The 17,223-nt window shown below is 70.5% G+C and carries 13 protein-coding genes and 1 tRNA gene; 10 read left to right on the forward strand and 4 right to left on the reverse strand.

Going from position 1 to position 17,223, the window contains the following annotated elements:
- Nucleotides 1–3: 3 nt before the first annotated feature.
- The 3 genes from cydB (at nucleotide 4) to ACFYQ6_RS19725 (ending at nucleotide 6,451) form a co-directional block, all read left to right on the forward strand.
- On the forward strand, nucleotides 4–1,005 hold the full coding sequence (gene cydB / locus ACFYQ6_RS19715; RefSeq protein WP_361579490.1) for a cytochrome d ubiquinol oxidase subunit II: 1,002 nt from the start codon (nucleotides 4–6) through the stop codon (nucleotides 1,003–1,005).
- Nucleotides 1,006–1,107: 102 nt separating this feature from the next.
- Entirely contained in the window at nucleotides 1,108–4,683 is a 3,576-nt protein-coding gene (gene cydD, locus ACFYQ6_RS19720; RefSeq protein WP_361579489.1) for a thiol reductant ABC exporter subunit CydD, read from the forward strand.
- 61 nt (nucleotides 4,684–4,744) lie between these two features.
- Nucleotides 4,745–6,451, forward strand: a complete 1,707-nt coding sequence (locus ACFYQ6_RS19725) for a GAF domain-containing protein (RefSeq protein WP_388763998.1) — start codon at nucleotides 4,745–4,747, stop codon at nucleotides 6,449–6,451.
- Between the two features lie 221 nt (nucleotides 6,452–6,672).
- Here the strand turns inward: ACFYQ6_RS19725 and ACFYQ6_RS19730 are convergent, their stop codons facing one another.
- Together ACFYQ6_RS19730 and ACFYQ6_RS19735 are read right to left on the reverse strand one after the other, a co-directional pair.
- Nucleotides 6,673–7,515: a Cof-type HAD-IIB family hydrolase gene (locus ACFYQ6_RS19730; RefSeq protein WP_388764000.1), complete on the reverse strand. Its 843-nt coding sequence runs from the start codon at nucleotides 7,513–7,515 to the stop codon at nucleotides 6,673–6,675.
- A 319-nt stretch (nucleotides 7,516–7,834) separates the two neighbouring features.
- Nucleotides 7,835–8,746 (reverse strand): LLM class flavin-dependent oxidoreductase, encoded by a 912-nt coding sequence (locus tag ACFYQ6_RS19735; protein ID WP_388764002.1) that lies wholly within the window; start codon nucleotides 8,744–8,746, stop codon nucleotides 7,835–7,837.
- 188 nt (nucleotides 8,747–8,934) lie between these two features.
- Here ACFYQ6_RS19735 and ACFYQ6_RS19740 point away from each other — a divergent pair, with 188 nt between their 5' ends.
- Nucleotides 8,935–9,225, forward strand: coding sequence for a hypothetical protein (locus ACFYQ6_RS19740; RefSeq protein ID WP_361579481.1), 291 nt, complete (start codon nucleotides 8,935–8,937; stop codon nucleotides 9,223–9,225).
- Between the two features lie 26 nt (nucleotides 9,226–9,251).
- On the opposite strand, the gene ACFYQ6_RS19745 is transcribed toward ACFYQ6_RS19740, so the two are convergent.
- Nucleotides 9,252–9,794, reverse strand: a complete 543-nt coding sequence (locus ACFYQ6_RS19745) for an RNA 2'-phosphotransferase (RefSeq protein ID WP_388764004.1) — start codon at nucleotides 9,792–9,794, stop codon at nucleotides 9,252–9,254.
- A 351-nt stretch (nucleotides 9,795–10,145) separates the two neighbouring features.
- Nucleotides 10,146–11,972: an SDR family oxidoreductase gene (locus ACFYQ6_RS19750; protein ID WP_388764006.1), complete on the reverse strand. Its 1,827-nt coding sequence runs from the start codon at nucleotides 11,970–11,972 to the stop codon at nucleotides 10,146–10,148.
- A gap of 356 nt (nucleotides 11,973–12,328) precedes the next feature.
- Here ACFYQ6_RS19750 and ACFYQ6_RS19755 point away from each other — a divergent pair, with 356 nt between their 5' ends.
- From ACFYQ6_RS19755 to ACFYQ6_RS19780, 6 genes are all read left to right on the forward strand, one after another.
- Nucleotides 12,329–13,303, forward strand: coding sequence for an ABC transporter ATP-binding protein (locus ACFYQ6_RS19755; protein WP_388764186.1), 975 nt, complete (start codon nucleotides 12,329–12,331; stop codon nucleotides 13,301–13,303).
- On the forward strand, nucleotides 13,293–14,201 hold the full coding sequence (locus ACFYQ6_RS19760) for an ABC transporter permease (RefSeq protein ID WP_356741885.1): 909 nt from the start codon (nucleotides 13,293–13,295) through the stop codon (nucleotides 14,199–14,201). The genes ACFYQ6_RS19755 and ACFYQ6_RS19760 overlap by 11 nt, the downstream gene beginning before the upstream one ends.
- Nucleotides 14,198–15,109, forward strand: a complete 912-nt coding sequence (locus tag ACFYQ6_RS19765; protein WP_388764008.1) for an ABC transporter ATP-binding protein — start codon at nucleotides 14,198–14,200, stop codon at nucleotides 15,107–15,109. Before ACFYQ6_RS19760 ends, ACFYQ6_RS19765 begins: the two co-directional genes overlap by 4 nt.
- A gap of 30 nt (nucleotides 15,110–15,139) precedes the next feature.
- Complete coding sequence (locus tag ACFYQ6_RS19770) at nucleotides 15,140–15,859, forward strand: ABC transporter permease (RefSeq protein ID WP_361579472.1); 720 nt, start codon at nucleotides 15,140–15,142, stop codon at nucleotides 15,857–15,859.
- A gap of 289 nt (nucleotides 15,860–16,148) precedes the next feature.
- Nucleotides 16,149–16,844: a hypothetical protein gene (locus ACFYQ6_RS19775; RefSeq protein ID WP_388764010.1), complete on the forward strand. Its 696-nt coding sequence runs from the start codon at nucleotides 16,149–16,151 to the stop codon at nucleotides 16,842–16,844.
- A gap of 254 nt (nucleotides 16,845–17,098) precedes the next feature.
- A tRNA-Ser gene (locus ACFYQ6_RS19780) sits at nucleotides 17,099–17,185 on the forward strand.
- Nucleotides 17,186–17,223: the final 38 nt, after the last annotated feature.

Below are 17,223 nucleotides of genomic sequence, written 5' to 3' on the forward strand. Positions count from 1 at the left end.
GAGATGGAACTCCACGACGTCTGGTTCGTGCTCATCGCCGTTCTCTGGATCGGCTACTTCTTCCTGGAGGGTTTCGACTTCGGCATCGGTGTCCTCACCAAGCTGCTTGCCCGCGACCGCAAGGAACGCCGTGTCCTGATCAACACGATCGGCCCGGTCTGGGACGGCAACGAGGTGTGGCTGCTGAGTGCGGGCGGAGCGACCTTCGCCGCCTTCCCGGAGTGGTACGCCACCTTGTTCTCCGGTTTCTACCTGCCCCTGCTGATCATCCTGCTCTGCCTGATCGTGCGCGGGGTGGCCTTCGAGTACCGGGCGAAGCGGCCCGAGGAGCGCTGGCAGACCAACTGGGAGCACGCGATCTTCTGGACCTCGCTGATCCCCGCGGTCCTCTGGGGTGTGGCCTTCGGGAACATCGTCAGGGGCGTGAAGATCGACGCCGACATGGAGTACGTCGGCAACCTCTGGGATCTGCTGAACCCGTACGCCCTCCTGGGCGGACTGGTCACGCTCTTCCTCTTCACCTTCCACGGCGCGGTCTTCGCCGCGCTCAAGACCGTCGGGGACATCAGGGCCAGGGCGCGTGGGACGGCCCTCAAGCTGGGCGTTGCCACCGCGGTGCTCGCGCTGCTCTTCCTCGTCTGGACCCAGGCGGAGAACGGGAACGGATGGAGCCTCGTCGCCATGGCGATCGCCGTGGTGGCGCTCGTCCTGGCCATCGGAACCATCGCCGCAGGACGTGAGGGCTGGTCCTTCGCCTTCTCCGGCGTGACCATCGCCGCGGCCGTCGCGATGCTCTTCCTGACGCTGTTCCCGAACGTCATGCCGTCCTCGCTGAACGAGGCCTGGAACCTGACGGTCAGCAACGCCTCGTCGAGCCCTTACACCCTCAAGATCATGACCTGGTGCGCCGGCATCGCCACTCCGGTGGTGCTGCTGTACCAGGGCTGGACGTACTGGGTGTTCCGCAAGCGCATCGGCACGCACCACATCGCCGACGCGCACTGAACCCGCCGGCGCGCGCCCACCGCAGGGCGCGCGCCGACATCCGCTGACGCGAGGCGTGTACGCCGACGCGCCAGACATGAGCTCACTGGGGAGCTGTTTCACGTGAAACCGATCGACCCGCGCCTGCTCCGGTACGCCCGCGCCACCCGTTCCTTCCTGGCCGCGGTCGTGGCACTCGGGCTGGTCGGAGCGGCTCTGGTCATCGCCCAGGCCATGCTCATCGCAGAGGTGGTGGTGGGCGGATTCGAGGACGGGCTGACCGCTGCCGGTCTCCGCACCCCCCTGCTCCTGCTGGCGGTGGTCGCGCTGGGGCGGGCCTTCGTGGCGTGGCTCACCGAACTGGCCGCGTACCGGGCGAGCTCCGCGGTCAAGTCCGAGCTGCGCGGACGGCTCATGGAACGCGCGGCGGACCTGGGCCCCGGCTGGCTGAGCGGGCAACGCACCGGATCCCTGGTCGCGCTGGCCACCCGTGGGGTCGACGCGCTGGACGACTACTTCTCCCGTTACCTGCCGCAGCTCGGCCTCGCCATCGTGGTGCCGGTGGCGGTGCTCGCCAGGATCGTCACCGAGGACTGGGTGTCGGCGGCCATCATCGTGGTGACCCTGCCACTGATTCCGCTCTTCATGATCCTCATCGGGTGGGCGACCCAGTCCCGGATGGACCGTCAGTGGCGACTGCTGTCGAGACTCTCCGGGCACTTCCTCGACGTGGTCGCCGGGCTGCCGACCCTGAAGGTCTTCGGCCGCGCCAAGGCGCAGGCCGAGTCGATCCGCACGATCACCTCGCAGTACCGCACGGCGACGCTGAAGACGCTCCGGATCGCCTTCCTGTCGTCGTTCGCCCTGGAGCTGCTCGCGACGCTGTCCGTGGCCCTGGTCGCGGTGACGATCGGGATGCGGCTCGTCCACGGAGAGCTGGATCTCTACACGGGGCTGGTGGTGCTCATCCTGGCGCCCGAGGCCTACCTGCCGATCCGCCAGGTGGGCGCGCAGTACCACGCGGCCGCGGAGGGACTCTCGGCCGCGGAGGAGATCTTCGCGGTGCTGGAGACCGAGACCGTGGCCGGTGGCACCCGGGAGGTGCCGCAGTCGCTGCGCCTTGAGCTGGAGGGTGTGACGGTCCGGCACGAGGGTCGCGTCGACCCCTCGCTCGACGGCGCGTCCCTCGTGGTCGAGCCGGGAGAGACCGTCGCCCTGGTCGGCCCGAGCGGGGTCGGCAAGTCCACGCTCCTCGACGTGGTTCTGGGATTCGCCGTGCCCGACGAGGGGCGGGTCACGGTCGGAGGGACCGAACTCTCCGCCCTCTCCCCCGAACGCTGGCGCGAGCAGATCGCGTGGGTGCCGCAGCGTCCGCATCTCTTCGCCGGGACGATCGCCGAGAACGTACGGCTCGCACGTCCGGACGCGGATGACGAAGCGGTACTCGCCGCCCTGCGGGACGCGGGGGCGCACGACTTCGTGACCGCCCTGCCGGACGGTGTGAGGACGCCTCTCGGTGAGGAGGGTGCCGGGCTGTCGGCGGGCCAGCGTCAGCGGATCGCTCTGGCCCGGGCGTTCCTCGCCGACCGGCCGCTGCTGTTGCTGGACGAGCCGACGGCGAGCCTGGACGGTGAGACGGAGGCCGGCATCGTCGACGCGGTGAGGCGTCTGGCGGCCGGGCGCACCGTGCTGCTGGTGGTGCACCGGCCCGCCTTGCTGTCGGTCGCGGACCGGGTGGTGGAGCTCGCACCGAGGGCCTCGGGCAGGCTGCCGGCGCGCGCGGCGTCGGGGGTGGGTGCGGGCGGCGTGGGTCCTGTGGCTTCCGCCGCTGTCTCCCGCGCGGGCCTTCAGGGCGACGGAGAACTGCCGGACGTGGGAGAGACCGGGCTGCTGAAGGACACCTCCCCGGGCGCGGGCGGCCGGGTGCTCGCACGGGTCCGCGAAGCCGCGGGTTCCCAGCGCGGGAAGTTGGGCCTGGCACTGCTGTTGGGCAGTCTCGCCGTGGGGTCGTCCGTCGGCCTCATGGCCGTCTCCGGATGGCTGATCTCGCGCGCCTCCGAGCAGCCACCCGTGCTGTATCTGATGGTGGCCGTCACCGCGACCCGGGCCTTCGGGATCGGCCGGGCCGTCTTCCGCTACGCCGAGCGGCTGGTGTCGCACGACGCGGTGCTCAGGATGCTCGCCGAGCTCAGGGTCGCCGTCTACCGGGGGCTGGAGCGCATCGCGCCCGCCGGTCTCCGCACGACTCGGCGGGGCGACCTGCTGTCCAGGCTGGTCTCCGACGTGGACGCCTTGCAGGACTACTGGCTGCGGTGGCTGCTGCCCGCCGGCACCGCGCTCGCGGTCGGGGTGGCATCCGTCGGGTTCGTCGGCTGGATGCTGCCGGAAGCGGGCGCCGTCCTGGCGGCCGGACTGCTTCTCGCGGGTGTGGGGGTTCCGTGGCTCACCGGCGTCTGCGCCCGGCGGGCCGAGCAGAGGCTGGCCCCGGCCCGGGCCGCGCTGGCCGTCCGGGTCGCCGACCTCCTCGGCGGGACGGCCGAGCTGACCGTCGCGGGCGCGCTGGGCGCCCGTAAGGAGCAGGTGCGGGCCGCGGACACCGTCCTCACGCGGATCTCCTCGCGGGCGGCGACGGCCACCGCGCTCGGCGGCGGGCTCTCCGCGCTGATCTGCGGGCTCACCGTGGTGGCGGCGGCGGTCGTCGCACTGCCCGCGGTGTTCGACGGGCGACTGGAGGGCGTCGAGCTCGCCGTCGTCGTCCTCACCCCGCTCGCCGCCTTCGAGGCGGTCACGGGGCTGCCGCTCGCCGTGCAGTACCGCCAGCGGGTGAAGAGGAGCGCCGAGCGGGTCTTCGAGGTCCTGGACGCACCCGTGCCGGTCAGGGAACCGGCCGAGCCCGTCAAGGCGCCGTCGTCGCCCTTCCCGCTCGACGTACGAGGGCTCTCGGCCCGGTACGAGGGAGCGGAGCGCGACGCGTTGTGCTCGGTGGATCTGACGTTGCTCCCCGGCAGGAGAGTCGCGGTCGTGGGGCCGTCCGGATCGGGCAAGACGACGCTCGCACAGGTCCTCCTGCGCTTCCTGGACGCGCGGGAGGGGACGTACAGCCTCGGCGGTGTCGAGGCCTCCGCGCTGGACGGGGACACGGTCAGGAGTTTCGTCGGGCTGTGCGCCCAGGACGCGCACGTCTTCGACAGCTCCATCCGCGAGAACCTGCGGCTCGCCCGCACCGACGCGACGGACGGCCTGCTGCGGGACGCTCTCGCCGGGGCCCGGCTGCTGGACTGGGCCGAGTCGCTGCCGGACGGGCTCGACACACTGGTGGGTGAGCACGGTGCCCGGCTCTCGGGCGGGCAGCGGCAGCGACTGGCGCTGGCCCGCGCGCTCCTTGCCGACTTCCCCGTACTCGTGCTCGACGAGCCCGCGGAGCATCTCGACCTGGCCACGGCCGACGCCCTGACCGAGGATCTGCTGGCCGCCACCCGAGGGCGTACGACCGTGCTCATCACGCATCGGCTCGCGGGACTCGACGCGGTGGACGAGGTCCTCGTGATGGACGAGGGCCGGGTGGTGCAGCGTGGCCCGTACGCCGCACTGGCCGCCCAGGACGGGCCGCTGCGCCGGATGCTCGAACGCGAGCAGGAGCCCGTGCGGGCGGGGGCGGAGGGAATGCGTCCGGTGGAGGCGGCGTCAGTGCGGGCCTGAGCACGGTGCACGGCCCCACATCCGACTTTCCGGACCTTTCCTCGCTCATTAGGCTCGGGGCATGCCGGAGCAGGAACCGAATGATTCGACCGAGGCCTCGCGGCCGACCGCCGCGAGGCTTCGGGGGCTCTCCGCCGAGCTGACCGCCCGGGTTCCCGCCCTGCTGGAAGCCACCAGGTCCGTCGGCACGGGACTCGAACTCCACTCCACCCTGGAGCGCATCTGCGAGACGGCGGCGGAGCTCGCCCGCGCCCGGTACGCGGCCATCGGGGTCGTGGACAGGCCGGGGGAGAGCCTCTGCGACTTCGTCACCTTCGGCGTTCCGGAGGGGACCGCCCGGGCCGTCGGGCGTCCGCCCGACGGTCACACCGGTCTCATCGGCGCGCTGATCACGGAGGGCGTCCCCATCGGTCTGGAGGACCTGGGCGCCGACCCGCGCTTCTGCGGCTTCCCGCCCGGCCATCCGCGGATGCGGACGTTCCTCGGTGTCCCGATCCGGGTCCAGGGCAAGATCTTCGGCAATCTCTACGTGATGGAGAAGCAGGACGGTGGCGCGTTCGGCGAGGACGAACTGCAGATGCTGCGGGTACTCGCCACGGAGGCCGGGATCGCCGTCGCCCACGCGCGGACGTACGAGGCCGCCCGTCAGCGCGAACGGTGGATCAACGGTTCGGTGGCCGTCACGACCGCCCTCCTCTCGGGAGGGGACGCCGACGAGGCCCTGACCGTCGTCGCCGAGCAGGCCCGTCGCCTCGCCGATGCCGCTGCGGGCATCGTGATGCTCCCGGCCGAAGAAGGGGGCCTGGAGATCGTCGCCGTCGCCGGGGACAAGCCGGCCGCGTCACTCGGGGTGATCATTCCGCCTCGGAGTCCCGTGGTGGCGGCGCTCCTCAGGGGCGAGGAGGTCTTCCTGGACGATCCGGCCACCGACCCTCGCATGATCACCAGGGTGGCCGACCAGTTCGGCCCGCACATGCTGCTCCCCCTGCGCAGCGGCGGCCGTGTGCTGGGCGCGCTCGCCATTCCGCGGGAGCGGGGCGGACGGCCGTTCACGCAGACGGAGCGGACGCTGGCGACGCACTTCGCCGCGCAGGCGGCACTCGCGCTGAAGCTGGCCGAGGCCCAGCGGGACAGGGAGCGGCTCGCCGTCTACGAGGACCGGGACCGGATCGCCCGGGACCTCCACGACCTGGTGATCCAGCGCCTGTTCGCCACCGGGATCATGCTGGAGGGCGCCCAGCGGCGCTCGCCCGTCCCCGCGGTGCGGGAGGGGGTCGGGCGGGCGGTCGACGAACTGGACGTGACCATCCAGGAGATCCGCACGGCGATCTTCGCGCTGCAACAGGAGCCCGCCGAGGCGCCGTCCGGGCTGCGGACCCGGGTGCTACGGGAGATCAACATGGCAGCGGTGCCGCTGGGGTTCACGCCCTCGCACCGCTTCCTCGGGCCCGTGGACTCACTCGTGGGGGAGCTCGCGGGCAAGAACCTCATCGCCGCGCTGCGCGAGGCGCTGTCCAACACCTTCCGGCACGCCAGGGCCTCCCGGGTCGAGGTGGGCGTGGACGCGACCGCCGTGCTGCCGGACGGCCGGGAGGCGGTACGGCTGTCGGTCACGGACGACGGGGTGGGCATCCCGGAAGGCGGCCGGCGCAGCGGTCTGCGCAACCTCGCGAGGCGTGCGGAATCGCTGGGCGGCTCCAGCTGGTTCGGGCCGGGTGCCGGGGAGGACGGCGGCGGTACGACCGTGATCTGGCAGGTCCCGCTGTGACGGCGAGCTGAGCGCCTCGAGGGGCCCGTGCCTGTTGCGCGGGCCTGCTCGGGCACCAGCCTGTTCCGCCGGCCTGGCGCGCATGTGCCTGTTCTGCTTCCGCCGGCCCGGCACCTGCCGGCGCGCACGTGCCTGTTCTGCGGGCGCCTGTGCATGCGCTGTCTGCGAACGCGCCGTTCCGCGGCCCCCCGCTCGCTGCTCTGTCGTCCCGGTACGCGGGCTCAGCGCGTGGCGAGGATCCGCTCGATGACGACCGCGACCCCATCCTCGTTGTTCGTGAGCGTCACGCCGGAGGCGGCGGCCACGGCGTCCGGATGGGCGTTGCCCATGGCGAACGAGGCTCCCGCCCAGCTCAGCATCTCCACGTCGTTGGGCATGTCGCCGAAGGCGACCACTTCCTCCGCGGCGATGCCGCGCTCCGCGCAGCACGTGGCGAGGGTGCCCGCCTTGGAGACCCCGAGGCCGCTGATCTCCAGCAGGGCGGTCGGGCTGGACCTGGTGAAGGACGCACGGTCCCCCGCGGTCTCGCGTGCCAGCGCCAGGAAGGCGTCCGGGGCGAGCTCGGGGTGGTGGGCGAGGACCTTGAGGACCGCGGTTCCGGTGCCCGGGGCCTCCTCGTGCAGCAGCTTCTCCGCGACGGCGACCGTGGCGCCCGGGTCCATGTGGAACGGCGGGTAGGCCGGTTCGTAGTGGATGCCGGTGGCCAGTTCGACGGCGAACGACACCCCGGGCGCGGCCTCGCGCAGGACCCCGACCACATCCAGGGCGACCGCGCGGTCCAGTGGGAAGACCTCGAGGAGCCGGCCGTCGTGGAGATCGGCGACGGCGGCCCCGTTCGCGCAGATGGCCATGCCGTGGCCCTGGACGTGGGCGCTGACGACGTCCATCCAGCGGGCGGGCCTGCCGGTGACGAAGAAGACCTCGATCCCCGCTGCTTCGGCCGCCGCCAGAGCGGCGATCGTGCGGTCCGACAGGGTCTTGTCGTCGCGCAGGAGGGTGCCGTCCAGATCGGTGGCAATCAGACGGGTCACGGCAGGCAGGGGTGAGTCGGAGGCTGAGGTCACCCGGTCATTCTCCCGTACGAAGTCGCACGGGCGTGCAGAGGGTCGCACATTTGAGAGCACAAGCCCCTGAACTGGGGTACATGACCACGGTATATGCCAAGGGCTCGCGGCCCGCCGCCTGGGCGGAACACACCGCGGGCCACGAGGCGGATCACGCGCCGGCCATCAGGCGGGAACGACTGACCACATGAGGTCCCGACGGCCCGTACCCAGAGCCGGGTCGCCCGTTCACCAGGGCCCGAACGGCCCTCGCAGGGCCGGGAAGGGCCGTCCCCCAGGCCGGGCGCGGACAGCGTCGGCCTGGGGAGAGGGGCCGGGCTCAGGTGAGCTGGGCAATGCCTTCCGTGGCGATGCGGTCGAACACATCGAGGTCCGCTGCGAAGTCGGAGTCCGGTACGGGCCAGTGGACGACGATCTCGGTGAAGCCCAGCTCGAAGTGCGTCCCCGCGAAGTCCACGAACGCGTCGAGGGACTGGAGCGGACGGTCCGGCGTGAAACCGGTGAGGAGGATCTTGTCCAGCTCGCCGGCGTCCCGCCCGACCTCGTCGCAGGCCGCGCCGAGCCGGCTGACCTGGCCGCGGATGGCGGCCACGGACTGCTCGGGGGTACCCGCCTCGAAGAGCTTCGGGTCACCGGTGGTCACCCACGCCTGGCCGTACCGTGCGGCGAGCTTCAGCCCGCGAGGTCCGGTGGCGGCGATCGCGAAGGGAAGCCGCGGCCGCTGGACGCAGCCGGGGATGTTCCGTGCCTCGTTGGCCGCGTAGAACTCGCCCTCGTGCGTCACGGAGGGCTCCCGGAGCAGACGGTCGAGCATCGGGACGAACTCGGCGAAGTGGTCGGCACGTTCCCTCGGCGTCCACGGCTCCTCACCGCTCCTGCGCAGGGTCGTGGCGTCGAAGCCGTTGCCGCCGGCGCCGATGCCGAGCGTGATCCGGCCGTCGGACACGTCGTCGAGGGTGATGAGGTCCTTGGCGAGCGTCACCGGGTGCCGGAAGTTGGGCGAGGTGACAAGGGTGCCCAGGCGCAGCCGGTCGGTGGCCGAGGCAGCGGCCGTCAGGGTCGGGACCGCGCCGAACCACGGGCCGTCACGGAAGGTGCGCCACGCCAGATGGTCGTAGGTGTACGCGGCGTGGAAGCCCAGGTCCTCGGCCCGCGCCCACAGGGCCCGGCCGCCGTCGTTCCAGCGGTGGATGGGCAGGATCACGGTGCTCAGTCGGCGGGAGGAGGTCATGGCCACGACTCTACGGCGACGGCTGCGGGGCTACGCGAGGCGCCTCGGGCAGGGGAGGAACGCCGGGCAGGGCGGGCGGCAGTGGTTGCCGGGGCGGGGGGCCGGAGCGACGCTGGAGAGGAACCCGGCCGGTCCTGCCCGCGCAGGTGCACGGCGCCTGCCGGGGTTCGCCGGAAGGAATGGTCGCCATGAGGATGCTGCTCACCGCGCACATGGACACCGAGACCGCCAACCACGCGGTGTCCGACGGAACCATGTCGAAGGTCATCGAGGAGGTCGTCGAGCACCTCAAGCCCGAAGCGGCGTACTTCACGCTCCAGAACGGTCAGCGCACCTGCCTGATGGTGTTCGACATGGAGGACTCCGCCCAGATGCCGCCGCTCCTGGAGCCCTTGTTCCACGCGAACTCCAGCATCAGCCTGCAGCCGGCGATGAACCTGGAGGATCTGAAGGCGGGGCTGGGTGGCATGAAGCGCTGATCCCCCGGGGAGCCGGCGGCGGGCGGTCATTCGCGTAGACGCAGGAACTCGGGCGGCACCGAGTCGATGAGCCATACCCCGTTGGCGCTGACGTGGAAGACGTGGCCGGCCCGGTGCATGGCCCCCGAGTCCACGGAGAGGACGACCGGCGCGCCCCGTCGCGCGCCGACGCGCACGGCCGTCGCGCGGTCGGGGGAGAGGTGGACGTGGTGCCGGTTCATGGGCCGCAGCCCTTCGGCGCGGATGCCGTCGAGAACCCTGGCCACCGTGCCGTGGTAGAGGTACGCCGGCGGCACGGCGGCGGGCAGGTCGAGGTCCACGGTCACCGAGTGGCCCTGGTTGGCCCGGATGCGGCCGGCGTCGACCGCGAAGCGCTGCTTGTCGTTGGCGGCGACCACGTGATCGAGCTCCTCCCGGGTGATGACGAAGCCGTTGCGGGCGCACGCCCTCAGCAGCTCGTCCACGTCCACCCAGCCGTGCGGATCGAGGCTGATGCCCAGCCGCTCCGGCTGGTGCCGAAGATGCTTCGACAAGTACTTGGACACCTTGACGGTGCGTTGTTCGTCCATGCCGTCAGCGTCCCGCGCCGGCATCCAGTGGCGCACCCACATTTCACTCGACGTTTTCGGCTTTCGTTACTGCTCGAAGGTTTGATCCACAGCCAACTCCACTTATCCACAGGTAATTTGACAATTCTGTGGACAAGTGGCGTGTCCTTCAAGGCATTTGCGCAACTAGACGCATGCTTACGTCAATTGTCCGCTCGGGGGCCGGCTGGGCGCTCCAGTCCTGCTTCCGTACAAGGGAGATGTGCAAGTGCACGCGCACAAGCTGGAGTTGGCTGCATCCTCGCCCCGCGGGGCCGAACGACGCAGTAAAGGGCGCCGGTTCGGCAAACAAGCCGCCAACTGCCGTTTGGCTCAGAGCGGCGGTTTCAGTCGTGCCACCCTCCGAAGCGCCCGAGGGCTGTACCGGGACAGCAGGCGCGCGCCACGCGCTTCGGGTGTCACCGGCACCACGGCGCGGTTGTGTGCCACCGCCTCCAGGATCGTTTGAGCGACCTTCTCGGGCGGGTAGTTACGCAGTCCGTAGAGCCGCCCGGCGCGTGCTCGCAGGCGCTCCTCCTCCGCCTTCTCGGTCCCGGCGAATCGTGCCGTGGCGGTGATGGAGGTGTTGATGAAACCGGGGCATACCGCACTGACGCCGATCGACTGCTCGGCCAGTTCGGCACGCAGGCACTCGCTGAGCATCAGCACCGCAGCCTTCGACGCGCTGTACGCGGGAAGCGCGCGCGACGGCTGATACGCCGCCGCCGAAGCGACGTTGACGATGTGGCCGCCTTGGCCTCGGTGGCTCATCCGCTCACCGAAGACCCTGCAGCCGTGGATGACTCCCCACAGATTGACGTCGAGGACGCGCCGCCAGTCCTCGGTGGTGGTGTCGAAGAAGGACCCCGAGACTCCGATGCCGGCATTGTTCACCAGGACGTCGACGACGCCGTGCTCCGAGGAGACCCTCTCGGCGAGCTCCTCCATCGCCTTCTCGTCCCCGACATCGGCCACTTCGCTCCACGCGCCGGGTGCACCGGCCTTCAGGGCCGCCTCCACGGTCCGGGCCACGCCCTCCTTGTCGACGTCCACCGCCACGAGCCGTGCGCCCGCCGCCGCGAAAGCCAGAGAGGTGGCGCGCCCGATCCCTGAGGCGGCTCCCGTCACCAGGACCAACTGGCCGCCGAATCGGTCCGCATGAGTTCCGGTCGCGCGCATGGGCGCCGTCACGGAACGTGCGGAGAGCTCACGACCGGGTTCCACGGGTGCGTCACGGCCGGGTTCCGCGCCTCCGGCGGGACCGGAGCCCTCGGACAGGACGAACTCCGACACCCAGGACGCGATTTGGTCGGGCCTCGTACGTGGAACCCAGTGCTTCGCGGGAAGGCTGCGGCGCACCAGTCGGGGCACCCACGCGTCCAGCTCGTCGTAGAGGACAGGTGAGAGGAAGGCGTCGCCGGTGGGCGTGATCAGCTGGACCGGGACGTGGGCGTGGGCGTCTGGACGCGGGCGGCGCAGGCGGAAGCGGATGTTGTCGCGGTAGAGCCAGGCACCGTTGGCCGCGTCCTGAGGGAGGGAGGACGTCGGGTACCCGTCCGCAGGAAGCTTCTCCATCCGTTGCAGGAGCCGTGGCCACTGCCTGCCGAGCGTCCCGCGCCAGGCGAGCTCGGGCAGCACCGGGGTGTGCAGTGCGTAGACGTACCAGGACTTGGCTCCCTGGCCGAGCAGCTGCGCCACGCGGCGTGGGTTCGGGTGCGACATCCTGCGCTTGATCCAGTGCCCGAAATGGTCCAGGCAAGGTCCGGACATCGAGGTGAAGGACGCGATCCGGCCTCTGGTCCGCTCCACCGTCGCGAATTCCCACGACTGTACGGAGCCCCAGTCATGGCCGACCACATGCACCGGATCGTCCGGGCTCACGGCGTCCGCGACGGCGAGGAAGTCGTCGGTCAGCTTCTCCAGGGTGAAGCCACCGCGCAGCGGGAGGGGAGCCGTCGATCTGCCGTGCCCCCGCACGTCGTAGAGCACCACGTGGAACCGGTCCGCCAGGCGTCGCGCGACCTCGGACCAGACCTCCTTGCTGTCCGGATAGCCGTGCACCAGCACGATCGTCGGCTGCGCCGGGTCGCCCAACTCGGCTACACACAGCTCGATTCCGCCCGTACGAACCCAGCGCTCACGCGCTTCTCGCAGATCCACGCCGTCTCCTCGTCCTGTTCCGGCGTCGCGGTACGCGTCCGTAACGTGACAACGACGAATGTGGCAACCGCCGGGCGGCCGCGTCAAGGGATGCCCGGAACCTGTGAACGGCGCCCTGTGGACGACATCCCCTGGACGACGCCCTGTGGAAACGGTCTGTGGATGTGTCGCCCCCCATGCCCTGCCGGTGGACCCCGGAGCCGCGTCCACCTCCGTGGGGTCCCCCTACGGGTCCGTACACCTGGAGTCGGACGCCGATACAGGCGTCTGGTCTGACGACGCCCGGGGCGCGCGCCACTACCTTCGTAGACGTGACTGTGATCGCAATCGAAAGCCTGAGCAAGCGGTTCCCGAGGGTGACCGCGCTTGACCGGCTCTCCTTGGACATCGGACCGGGCGTGACCGGTCTGGTGGGTTCCAACGGGGCCGGCAAGTCCACACTGATCAAGATCCTTCTGGGTCTCTCCCCCGCCACCGAAGGCCGGGCCGCGGTGCTCGGGCTCGACGTCGCCACCGAAGGGGCCGCGATCCGGGAACGGGTGGGGTACATGCCGGAGCACGACTGTCTGCCGCCGGACGTGTCGGCGACCGAGTTCGTCGTGCACATGGCGCGGATGTCCGGGCTGCCGCCGACCGCGGCGCGTGAGCGCACGGCGGACACCCTGCGCCACGTCGGCCTGTACGAGGAGCGCTACCGGCCCATCGGGGGCTACTCCACCGGTATGAAGCAACGGGTGAAGCTGGCGCAGGCGCTGGTCCACGACCCGAAGCTCGTCCTGCTCGACGAACCGACCAACGGTCTCGACCCTGTCGGACGCGACGAGATGCTGGGCCTGATCCGCCGCGTGCACACCGACTTCGGGATCTCGGTGCTGGTCACCTCGCATCTCCTCGGCGAGCTGGAGCGGACCTGCGACCACGTCGTCGTCATCGACGGCGGCACCCTGCTGCGCTCCAGTTCCACGAGCGATTTCACCCAGACCACCACGACACTGGCCGTCGAGGTCACCGACAGCGACGCCCACCCCGACGGGACGGACGCCCTGCGCGAGGTCCTCACACGCGCCGGGATCAAGCTCGTCGGACACGACGGCCTCGACGCCGAGGGCCTGCCGGGCGCAGGGCACATCCTCCTGGTGGAGGCCACGGGCGAGGAGACGTACGACCTGGTCCGCGACAGCGTCGCCGGGCTCGGACTGGGACTTGTCCGGATGGAACAGCGGCGCCACCGCATCGCCGAGGTCTTCCGCACCGAAGAGGCACCCCAGGCGGCCGTGGCCGCGGCGGCGGGTGCCGGACAGCAGAAGGGGAGCGGTCGCGATGAGCACTGAGACCGGGACCGTGGCCGGGAACGAGACCTCCCGGATCCACAACATCGGATACCGCTCCTACGACGGCGTCCGGCTGGGAAGGGCCTATGCCCGCCGTTCGCTCTACTCGCAGTCCCTGCGGGGCTCGTTCGGGCTGGGGAGGTCCGCCAAGTCCAAGGTGCTGCCGATGCTCCTGTGCGGGGTGATGTGCATGGTGGCGCTGATCCTCGTCGCGGTCGCCATGGCGACGCCCGGCATGACGAAGCTCCCCATCGAGTACACGGCCTTCGCGATCTACCTGCAGGCCGTGATCGGGCTCTTCATCGCCTCCCAGGCGCCCCAGTCGGTGTCCAGGGACCTGCGCTTCAAGAGCGTGCCGCTGTACTTCTCACGGCCGATCGAGCGCGTCGACTACGTGCTCGCCAAGTTCGCCGCGATGGCCTCGGCCCTCCTCATCCTCACCGGGCTGCCGCTCGTCATCCTCTACGTGGGCGCGCTGCTCGCGAAGTTCGACTTCGCCGACCAGACCAAGGGCTTCGGACAGGGGATGGTCTCGGTGGCGCTGCTCTCCGTCCTGTTCGCCGGGCTCGGGCTGGTGGTCGCCGCACTGACACCGCGACGGGGCTTCGGGGTCGCCGCGGTGATCGCCGTCCTGACCATCACCTACGGCGCGGTCTCCACCGTCCAGGCGATCGCCTGGGAGACGGACTCCGCGAACGCCATCACCTGGCTCGGACTGTTCTCCCCCATCACGCTGATCGACGGGGTGCAGACGGCCTTCCTCGGCGCCTCCTCCGCCTTCCCCGGTGGCGAGGGGCCCGGAGCCGCCGCCGGTGTCGTCTATCTGATCGTTGTCCTCGCGCTCGTCCTCGGCTCGTACGCCGTGCTGATGCGCCGCTACCGGAGGGTCGGGCTGTGACCACCATCGAGATCGATCACACCTCCCGCTGGTTCGGGAACGTGGTCGCCGTCAACGACGTGAGCATGACGGTGGGCCCCGGCGTCACCGGTCTGCTCGGCCCCAACGGAGCCGGCAAGTCCACGCTGATCAACATGATGGCCGGGTTCCTCGCGCCGTCGACCGGCACGGTGACGCTCGACGGCACGCAGATCTGGCGCAACGAGTCGGTGTACAAGGCCATCGGGATCGTTCCGGAGCGGGAGGCGATGTACGACTTCCTGACCGGCCGGGAGTTCGTCGTGGCCAACGCCGAGCTGCACGGACTCGGCGACGCGGCGGCGCACAGGGCGCTGGCCACGGTCGAGATGGAGTACGCGCAGGACCGCAAGATCTCGACGTACAGCAAGGGCATGCGCCAGCGCGTCAAGATGGCGTCGGCGCTGGTCCACGACCCCTCGGTGCTGCTTCTGGACGAGCCGTTCAACGGCATGGACCCGCGCCAGCGGATGCAGCTGATGGACCTGCTGCGCCGCATGGGCGCGGAGGGCCGCACCGTGCTCTTCTCCTCGCACATCCTGGAGGAGGTCGAGCAGCTCGCCTCGCACATCGAGGTCATCGTGGCGGGCCGCCATGCGGCGTCCGGTGACTTCCGGAAGATCCGGCGGCTGATGACGGACCGGCCGCACCGCTATCTCGTACGCTCCAGCGACGACCGGGCCCTCGCCGCCGCGCTCATCGCCGACCCCTCTACGGCCGGGATCGAGGTCGACGTCACGGAACAGGCCCTGCGCATCCAGGCGGTCGACTTCGGCAGGTTCACCACGCTGCTGCCGAAGGTGGCACGTGAGCACGGGATCCGGCTGCTGACCGTCTCACCGTCCGACGAGTCCCTCGAATCGGTCTTTTCCTATCTCGTAGCGGCCTGAGTAGTGGCCTGAAAGGAGCTGTGAAGCGTCATGTACGACCCCACAGTCGCCCGGCTCACCTACCGGGCCCTGCTCGGCCGGCGCCGGGCCGCCATCCTGTTCGTCCTGCCCGTCCTCCTGATCGCCATCTCGGTGGCGGTAAGGGCGTTCGCCGGCGCCGACGACGGTGTGGCCTCCGGCGTGCTGGGCGGATTCGCCCTGGCCACGATGGTGCCGCTGATCGGTGTCATCGCCGGGACGGGCGCCATCGGGCCCGAGATCGACGACGGTTCGATCGTCTATCTGCTGGCGAAGCCGGTGAAGCGCCCCACGATCATCCTGACCAAGCTGATCGTCGCGATCGCGGTCACGATGGTCTTCTCCGCGCTGCCGACCTTCGTCGCCGGCCTGATCCTCAACGGCAACGGCGGGCAGATCGCCGTCGCCTACACGATCGCGGCGCTGGTCGCCTCGATCGCGTACAGCGCGCTGTTCCTGCTGCTGGGCACGGTCAGCCGGCACGCGGTGGTCTTCGGTCTCGTGTACGCGCTGGTGTGGGAGGCACTCTTCGGCAGCCTGGTGCCGGGCGCCCGGACGCTCAGCGTTCAGCAGTGGTCCCTCTCGATCGCCGAGAAGGTGGCCGGGGACGGCCTGGTCACCGCGGACGTCGGTCTGCCGCTGGCGACGGTCCTGCTGGTCGCGGTGACGGTCGTGGCCACGTGGTACGCGGGCCAGAAGCTGCGGGCGCTCAAGCTCGCCGGCGAGGAGTGAGACCGGACCCCTCGCACACGCAGCCCTCGCCCTTCTCCTTCGGGCGGGGGCTGTCCTCTGAGCGGACAGTGACGGAGTAACTGTACGGTTATCGGCTCGTTGGTCCGGTTGCGTGGAGGCAACTGGAATCTGTGGCGTCGAGCTTTCGTGAATTCGGGGAATGCCGGAAGCGGTGAGGCGAGCGCCCCCACCGGCCGGTCATCGAGCAGTGGCAACCGTGAGCGACCTCCGCCCTCGCAGCCCGGGGACAGGGCTCTCCCTGCCGTTCCCCCGCACGAGAGGCACACCCATGCCCACGGAAGTCGCCCTGCTCGAATCCCAAGCCCTCCGGGCCGAGCAGATGGGCCGCGTCGAAGTCCTCGACAAGATCAAGAGCCTCGTCATGCTTCCTGATGGAATGCACCTCCGCGCGGAGGAAGTGGCTCGCTACTTCGAAGTATCCACAACCTCGGTCAGGAGGCTGACGGACCGGCACCAGAGGGAGTTGGTCGGTAACGGCATGACGGTGCTGCGGGGCGCTGAGCTGCAGTCCTTCCATAGCGAGATGGTGTCGCTGTGGAAGGGCGAGGGCCTGGGAAGTTATCCACAGGCCGCAGCCACGCAGCTCCGGCTCTACACCCGCAGGGCCGTGCTCAACGTCGCCATGCTTCTTCGCGACAGTGACATCGCGCGCAGCGTCCGCACCCGCCTGCTCGACGCGGAGGAGGACCTCAGAGCCCCCTGTGTCTCGCTCGAGCGGCGCGTCACCCGGATCGAGGGCTGCCTCGCCGACGTGGGGAGCGCGCTCCAGGAGCTCGGCCCCGTGCTCGGCCGGATGTCGCAGCGACTCGACTCCCTGGACCGGAAGCTCGATGTCACGCACCAGGTCGTCAATGCCGTCAGCATCCGGCTCACCGACGTATCGCACGACGTGATCCGCCTCGATGCCCGCATGGACGACCTCGCGCACCGGCTGAGGGATCTGGGCCGCCGTACGAGCGGCTGACGTGCGTCCGGGTGCAGCCGGAAAATGGGTGGCCCCCGGACTCCGGTCTCCGGCACAGTGAGGGGGCGGCGCGGGGAGGCGCCGTCCATGAGGACCGGGAGAGGAGCGCGGCGATGACCAGGAGTCCGAGTCCGTCGTGTTCCCGACAGGGCGGTCCGCAGCCGGCGCCGCGGTAGCTTCATCAGCTGCCCGCGCAGCCGCCGCAGCAGGACACCCGGGGTGGCCCACAGCGCGTGACGCGTGGCCACCCTCCCGGAGGATTGGCCGAGTGGTAAGGCAGCGGCTTGCTAAGCCGTCGTCGGGGCGCGAACCCCGCGCGCGTTCGATCCGCGCATCCTCCGCACTGGCCCGGAAGCGTCACTGCCCTCCGGGGCCACCA

It is taken from the genome of Streptomyces sp. NPDC005494, assembly GCF_042872025.1.
In the GTDB taxonomy this organism is placed as follows: Bacteria; Actinomycetota; Actinomycetes; order Streptomycetales; family Streptomycetaceae; genus Streptomyces.

Coding starts and splice junctions, on each gene's coding strand:
- cydB (WP_361579490.1), top strand. CDS start 4: ATGGAACTCCACGACGTCTGGTTCGTGCTCATCGCCGTTCTCTGGATC.
- ACFYQ6_RS19725 (WP_388763998.1), top strand. CDS start 4,745: ATGCCGGAGCAGGAACCGAATGATTCGACCGAGGCCTCGCGGCCGACC.
- ACFYQ6_RS19735 (WP_388764002.1), bottom strand. CDS start 8,746: ATGACCTCCTCCCGCCGACTGAGCACCGTGATCCTGCCCATCCACCGC.
- ACFYQ6_RS19740 (WP_361579481.1), top strand. CDS start 8,935: ATGAGGATGCTGCTCACCGCGCACATGGACACCGAGACCGCCAACCAC.
- ACFYQ6_RS19745 (WP_388764004.1), bottom strand. CDS start 9,794: ATGGACGAACAACGCACCGTCAAGGTGTCCAAGTACTTGTCGAAGCAT.
- ACFYQ6_RS19760 (WP_356741885.1), top strand. CDS start 13,293: ATGAGCACTGAGACCGGGACCGTGGCCGGGAACGAGACCTCCCGGATC.
- ACFYQ6_RS19770 (WP_361579472.1), top strand. CDS start 15,140: ATGTACGACCCCACAGTCGCCCGGCTCACCTACCGGGCCCTGCTCGGC.
- ACFYQ6_RS19775 (WP_388764010.1), top strand. CDS start 16,149: ATGCCCACGGAAGTCGCCCTGCTCGAATCCCAAGCCCTCCGGGCCGAG.